Here is a 5423-nt window from a genome sequence, read left to right on the forward strand (position 1 = left end):
CATCTGGCCTGGGCCTGGGGTTTTGAGAGGTTCCCCTTTGCGAGCTGTTGCAGTGAAGAACCATCTGTCTACACTGTCCGCACCAGAAAATCTCGGAGCTATACCTCTAGCCAGGGGCTCGGTGTGCTTGGGTTTGTGAATAAAGATTACTAGCAGACAAAATGACTCGAATACATAACAAAAGAAAAAAAATTTCAGATTATTTTGTTATATTAACGGCTTGTCGGATTTATTTACCACAAAAAATGATTACCTCAAAAAAAAATATTGTATCCAGATCATTGAGATATGTACTAAAAAGTATCACTGCTGGGTTGTTTTTGGCCACACCATTGCTGGCTTGGTCTCAAGTCGTTGACCTCGTCGCCAACAACTCAGGGCCCATCAATGCTTTTCAAGGAGACGGCTTTGAGTATGTGGTGACACTCACCAACAACGGCCAGGTCGCGGCCGATGGAGCGAGTTTCAACATCTCCATGCCTCTGAGAGCGCAAAACGTTGCGGCCACTTGTTCAGTCGAAAAAGCTGGAGACAGCGTATTAGGGCCCGATACCGGCGTAACAGAGTGTCCAGCCTCATTCACGATTGGCAACACGTTAGTCGCTGGCGTCTTGCCGTATCTAGCAGACCAAGGTGAGATAAAAATCAGAGTGACCGGCTCTTTCGGCGTCGGACAGAGTACGGTCAGCAGCACTGCCGTGATCGCCGTCCCCGACGGGTTCACCGAACAAGTGCCAAGTAGCAACTCAAGCACTGTCAACACTGCCTTGGGGGGCGATGCCCGTTTGAACGTCACCAAAGTCATGGAGCCCGCCAATCCAGGCCCGAACGACCCGGTCACCTACACCGTGACGTTCACCAATGAGGGGCAAGCCGCTGTGGACGGCGTCATCATTCGTGATCATTTGACGACAACCAGCTCCACATCCCAGTATCTCAGCAGCCTCAATGCGGACTATCTGGGTTGCACCACCACCGGACTTGCTGAGTGCCCCCCAGACTCTGAATTCGTCAACGGCGACCTTCCCTCCATCGGCAACAGCTATGGCTCTTACCTGTTCAACACCCCAGCGCCCAAGTTGCCTGCGGGCAGCAGCATCCAGGTGCGCTACACGTTATCGGCCACCCCTTTGACGAGCTGCGGGATCAGTACCCACACCCTCAGCAACCGCGCCATGTTCGTAAATCTGCCTGCCGGCATCACGAACACCGGCGACACCGGCTTGAACAGTCCATACGTGCGCTGGCAATTCCCTGCCACAGCCAGCTGCCCAGAGGCCAATCTGGCCGTCACGAAAACCCAGACCACTCCTGTGTCCAACCCCGACGGCAGTTGGTCCACACGGTACACCATCGTGGCACGTAACGATGGGGTCGACGCCCATGGCGCGCGGTTGGCTGATTACGCCCAATTTACTCGTAACGCAGGCAACGCCACCAGTACAGCCCACTTTGTTTCTTGTACCCCCGCCGGAGGCGCTGTTTGCCCAACGCTGCCACAAACGACCACCGCAATGCGGCCGATGTTCAGTGAGACGATCGACACATTTCCTGCAAATTCTTCACTGACCATCGTCTATGACATGGTGGTCACAGAAAACACGCAATGTGGAATTGACGCACAGCAATTTGAAAACCAAGCCCGGCTGAGCCCACCAGCGGGCTTTCAGGTCCGCCAGCGGACAGACACTGTTCAAACCCCCATTGCGGCTACTTTGCCATGTCCGCCTGCGGAGTTTGAAATTGAAAAAACACAAAGCACGCAGACCCCTATCTCTGGCGTACCTTTTGAATATGTCGTTACTGTGCGCAATGTAGGGGATGTGACCGCCGACGGAGCCATGTGGCGTGATGCCATGACTGCGACAGGACTGGGTGCGGAGTTCGATGCCACCATTGTTTTTAACGGGTGTGAGGCCACAGGCGGTGCCACCTGCCCACCGAACAATCAATTCCAGACTTACAACACCAGAAGGTCTTTGAATGCAAGCGGTAATGGGATCACCTATTTGCTGGGAAGCACGCCGAACTACACAAGTGGTCGACCAATCCCACAGTTTCCAGCCAAGAGTGATCTGACATTCCGATACACCGTCACACCTTATTTCGATAAGGACAGCTGCATCAACGGCAGCGGCATCATCTCCAATTCCACTGTGATCCGCGCTCCTGTTGGCGTGACCGCAGAAACCAAATCGGCGACCGTTCAGATGCCGGTCAGTTGCGCCGATGTGGCCATCACCAAAGCCGTTCTGGTAGAAGGCCAGCCATCGAGCTTTGTCACTGCCGGGCAAGCGCTTTCTTACACCATTGACTTGACCAATGCCGGACCTGGTGTGGCCAACGATGTGGTATTTTTGGATGAATTGCCCGAGGCGTTTGTCTACAACCACCAAGATGGTGTGAGTGTGCGCTGCGAAAGTACAGGCACTGTGCCGGCGCAATGCGGCGACACAATCACCTATGATTCCAGCACGCACACCTTGCGCAGCACCATCGCTGCACTGCCGGCTAACAGCCGACTGCGCTTTACCGTGACGGGTGTGGCAGGCTCAGAGCCTGGCACTTATACAAACGTGGCACACGCGGAGATTCCGACCGGATTGATCGACGTCAATATGGGCTCCAACAGCTCCGACGTCAGCATCCAAATTCGCAACACCCAATCGCCATTCACCGTGACCAAAGTGGTGGATGGGCTGACCCAAGGGCTTCCCGTGGCCATGACTTTCAGTGGCACAGTCACTTGCGGCGCCCAACCGACGCAAAACTGGTCCATCGCCATTGCCGCAGGCGCTACCACCGGCACCAGCGCACCACTGACGTTCTATGACCGCGAAGTCTGTACGGTGACCGAAAACTCGCCGTTGCCAGCATTGCCTGCAGGCTACGAATGGGTTGGCTCTCCCCAAATTGCCAATACCACCGACACGCTGGGCCCAACCACAGCGCGCAATGTCGTGGTCACCAATACCGCCAGAGGCTGGCCTCAGGTTGCGACGGCGAAACAGTTGACTCAGGAGTCTGGCAGCCGACCTGGCTATGCCGAAGCAGGTGAGAGGCTTGACTACACCATCCGTGCGCGCAATACCGGCACTGGCGTGGCCACATCGCACCAATTTTTTGAAGTCTTGCCTGCGCACACCACTTTGCAAGCCATCATCGGTGGCACCAGCCATGATTGCGCTGCAGGCCAGAGTGGACCGGCTGTTTGCACCATCACGGTGACCGAACCCATCGCGGTGAATTCCGAGAGACAGGTGGTCGTGCAACTGCAGGTCATCGACCCTCTGCCGGCCAACGTCACCGAGCTGGTCAACCTCATCACCGACGACACGACCGCCCCACCGCCAACAGTGTGCGATCCCACCCGTCCCGAGCACTGCGTTCGCACACCACTCCTTGATCCAGCAGTGACTGTGCGCAAATCGGCTGACCCAGCCAGCGGCACCGCCGTCAAAATCGACGATGAGATCACCTATACCCTCGCCGTGACTGTCAGCAACGCACCGACCAAAGGTGTCGTGCATCTGCACGATACCTTGGGCAATGGCCTCGAGCTGGTGTCTGGCTCCACGACCGCCCCTGCAGGCAGCGCCTGCAGCGTGAATCCCCAGCTGGTGCACTGTGAGCTGGCTGCCAATGCTGCGGTCGGCAATCATTTCTTCAGCTACCGCGCCAAAGTTACCGCTGATGCCGTGACTTCCGTGCGCAACAGCGTGGCCATCAGCGGGGACGATGACCCTACTTGCACCAACTGCACCACAGAGCACCGGCTTGTCCCTCCTCCTGAGGATGCAACGCCTGTACCAGTGGGAGGGCGCTGGTGGATTTTGATGCTGGCATTGCTGGTGGCTATGCATTTACATCGTAGACAAAGGCCAAGTCTGTGATGAATAGAGGAAATGTGTGGATATAACACACGATGGTTTTTTTGCACTTTCTGGACATCTTTGTAGTTCAACAAAGCTTGCCGAGAAAAAAAGGGAGTACCGACGTGTGACGTCCCCCCAATAAAAAGGACACCTCAAAACTAGAGAATTCTGGTGAAATCAGCCCAAGGAGGGCAGTCACCATGAAGAAGTCGAAATTCACCGAAGAGCAAATTGCGTTTACGCCGCACCAAGCCGAGACAGGTGTGTCGGTTGAAGAGGTCTGTCGAAAGACAGGCGTCTCACAGGCCACGTTCTATGCGTGGAAGAAGAAGTATGCAGGCATTGGTACCAGCGAGTTAAGGCGTCTGCGTCAGCTTGAAGAAGAGAATCGCAAGCTCAAGCAGCTCGTTGCAAATCTCAGTCTGGATAAGGTGATGCTGCAGGATGTCATCAAAAAAAGCTCTAAGGCCCAGCCAGCGTAAAACGCTGGTGGGCCACCTCATTGACCATTGGCAGGTGAGTATCAAGCGCGCTTGCGCAGTATGCAAGCAGCCTCGCTCGGGGTGGTATCACCGCCCTCAACCTAGAGTAGAAGATGCACCGCTGGCTGCTCGCATGTGCGAGATTGCCGCCACCCGAGTTCGATATGGCTTTTGGCGAATCTATGTGCTCATGCGCCGTGAAGGCTACCGTGCCAACCACAAGCGGCTCTATCGTATCTACAAGCAGCATGGCTTGAACTTGCGCACCAAACGGCCAAGAAGGCGCAAAGCAGCAGCCCATCGCCTTGCGCGGCCTTCTCTGACTGCACCGAATCAAAGCTGGAGTATGGATTTTGTCAGCGATGCGCTGTTCAATGGCAAGCCCTTCAGGGCATTAACCTTGATCGACAACTTCACAAGGGAATGCTTGACCATTGAAGTGGGTCAGAGTCTGACTGGGCAAGATGTGGTGCAGGTTCTGCAACGCGTTTGCAAACAACGCCCAGCGCCCATCCGCATCCAAGCCGACAACGGCCCGGAGTTCATCTCATTGGCGTTGGACAAATGGGCCTATGACAGGCAAGTCACTTTGGACTTCTCTCGCCCAGGCAAGCCAACTGATAATCCCTTCATCGAGTCCTTTAACCGCAGCTTGCGCGATGAGTGCTTGAATACAAGCTGGTTTATGTCCCTGCCGGATGCCTGCGAAAAGCTTGAAAACTGGAGGTGCGATTACAATCATCTAAGACCCCATTCAGCGCTGGCTGACACCGCGCCCAGCGTGTTCGCAAGCAAATTCTCCCCATCCCAAACCACGCCAGTTTCTCTAGCTTAGCTTGTCCTATTTAGGGGAGGACGTCATCACGCTCAGCTTCGACAACACCTGGCTGACTTTATCAATGCCTACAACTTTGGGCGAAGGCTCAAAACTCTCAAGGGCCTGACTCCCTTCGAATTCATCTGTCAGTAGTGGACAATGCAGCCTGATCGATTCAAGATAGATCCGATCCATCAAATGCCGGGACTAAACAATTAGCGTCTGACCAGAGGTTCTTCTTGGGATGCA

Annotated in this window: 2 protein-coding genes and 1 pseudogene; all 3 read left to right on the forward strand. The window is 55.0% G+C overall.

The window, feature by feature from the left end; genetic code table 11:
- The first annotated feature begins 320 nt into the window (after positions 1-320).
- On the forward strand, positions 321-3893 hold the full coding sequence (locus E9531_RS17210; protein WP_158291840.1) for a DUF5979 domain-containing protein: 3573 nt from the start codon (positions 321-323) through the stop codon (positions 3891-3893).
- Between the two features lie 182 nt (positions 3894-4075).
- A protein-coding gene (locus tag E9531_RS17215) for an IS3 family transposase (RefSeq protein ID WP_136575001.1) occupies positions 4076-5192 on the forward strand; the annotation gives its coding sequence in 2 pieces (ribosomal slippage) (positions 4076-4329 and positions 4328-5192; 1119 coding nt in all).
- A 27-nt stretch (positions 5193-5219) separates the two neighbouring features.
- Positions 5220-5393: pseudogene (locus tag E9531_RS17220) on the forward strand (IS3 family transposase); the annotation flags it as partial.
- Between the last annotated feature and the right edge of the window lie 30 nt (positions 5394-5423).

The organism is Lampropedia puyangensis, from assembly GCF_004833285.1.
Taxonomy (GTDB): domain Bacteria; phylum Pseudomonadota; class Gammaproteobacteria; order Burkholderiales; family Burkholderiaceae_C; genus Lampropedia; species Lampropedia puyangensis.